Raw genomic sequence first — 1,733 nt, forward strand, 5'->3', positions numbered from 1 at the left:
AACCGCAAGACAAAGGCAAAGTTGAAGTAGGCGTGCAGGTAGTGGAGCGCTGGATCTTGGCAAGACTACGTCGCCAGCAGTTCTTTAGCTTGTCTGATCTTAATCTTGCCATCGCCGATTTACTCGAAGATCTCAATGCCCGACCCTTCAAGAAGCTGCCTGGCAATCGCCGTAGCGCCTTTGAAGCGATTGACAAGCCGGCACTCAAATCTTTGCCTGCAACGATCTTTGAGTCCTGCTCCTGGAAAAAAGCCAAAGTCGGCATTGATTACCATGTTGAATTAGAGCATCACTATTACAGCGTGCCGTACCAATATGCTCGCAAGCATGTCGAACTGCGCTATACCGCCAGCATGGTCGAGGTTTTATGTGAGGGCAAACGCATTACTACTCACCCAAGGGTGACGCGCATCGGTTATAGCCATGGCCTGTCTTCTCAAACCACTGTGTCAGAGCATATGCCAAAGGCACACCAGGCTCATCTAGAGTGGAGTCCGCAGCGCCTACTCATCTGGGGCAAAGGGATTGGCGCATCTACTCAGGCCCTGGTGTCGCATCTGCTGTATCAAAAATCGCATCCTGAGCTGGGTTATCGCGCCTGCCTGGGTTTGCTGAGCCTAGCCAAAAAGTACAACAAAGAACGGCTAGAGGCGGCTTGCACTATCGCAGTAAACAATAACGCTATGACCCAAAAGAGCGTGCGCAACATCTTGGCGACCAAGCTGGACCTAGCCAAGGCAGGCAAAGTATCCGCCAATAAAAAGAGTCGGCAGCAGTTGCCTTTGCATGAGAACGTGCGCGGACCCAAGTATTACCACTGATGCATCTCTACCCATTTTTAACCCGCAGCAAAAACCGAAAGGAAAATCGATGCTTCATCAACATACCATCACTCAGCTTCAAGCATTAAGACTAGAGGGCATGGCTCTTGGCCTACAAGAGCAATTTACTCAAAGAACCGCAGTTGATCTCTCGTTTGAAGAGCGCCTTGGATTATTGGTTGATCGAGAGATCAACTTCCGAGAGAATAAGAAACAGGCAAGACTGCTTAAAAGCGCCAAGCTTAAAGTGTCTTCGGCTTGTTTGGAGGATGTCGATTACCGCCCTGGTAGAGGGCTTGATAAAAAGCAGGTGGCTAGCTTTGCTAGTTGCGATTGGATTAGAGGGGCGCAAAGTATTTTGCTCACCGGTCCTGCTGGCGTGGGTAAGACTTGGCTAGCCAGCGCATTAGGATTACAAGCCTGCCGCTCTGGCTTCTCAGCCCTGAATATGCGCGTACCCCGTATCTTTGAAGAGCTACGAGTAGCTCATGCTGACGGCACCTTCACACGCAAACTTCAATCTATTGCGAAAGTTGATTTACTGATCTTAGATGACTGGGGTTTGCACCCCTTAAACCAAGAAGAGCGCTCCGACCTTCTAGAAATCATGGATGATCGTGTTGGTACCAAGTCCACCATCATTACCAGCCAGCTTCCAGTGGAGCACTGGCATGAGTATTTAAATGATCCCACCTTGGCTGATGCAATCCTTGATCGTATCGTCCATCAAAGCCATAAGATCAAACTTAAGGGTGAATCCATGCGCAAGCAAGAAGTGGAAAACACGGCGGAAATAGGTAAAAAACCGAAGGTATCGTGACCGCTAAACTACAATAAACGAGCCTTCCAGCATCAAGAGTTTATCGGTCACGATGAATTTGGAACCGGCGGTCACGATCGCTGGAATACGCA

2 protein-coding genes are annotated in these 1,733 nt (G+C 49.3%); both read left to right on the plus strand.

Translation table 11 applies throughout. The annotated features are described in order from the left end of the window. A partial coding sequence (locus tag VC188_RS11820; RefSeq protein WP_416350517.1) for a Mu transposase domain-containing protein occupies positions 1-821 on the plus strand: 821 nt, incomplete at its 5' end. Positions 822-870: 49 nt separating this feature from the next. After that, a complete protein-coding gene (gene istB / locus VC188_RS11825) occupies positions 871-1,641 on the plus strand; it encodes an IS21-like element helper ATPase IstB (RefSeq protein WP_323484096.1) in 771 nt (256 codons plus the stop codon). Positions 1,642-1,733 lie beyond the last annotated feature (92 nt).

The sequence above is a fragment of the Polynucleobacter sp. MG-28-Ekke-A2 genome (genome assembly GCF_035012985.1).
In the GTDB taxonomy this organism is placed as follows: Bacteria; Pseudomonadota; Gammaproteobacteria; order Burkholderiales; family Burkholderiaceae; genus Polynucleobacter.

What these genes read in the sequence shown, in the direction of transcription:
- istB (WP_323484096.1), top strand. Translation starts at nt 871, where the DNA reads ATGCTTCATCAACATACCATCACTCAGCTTCAAGCATTAAGACTAGAG.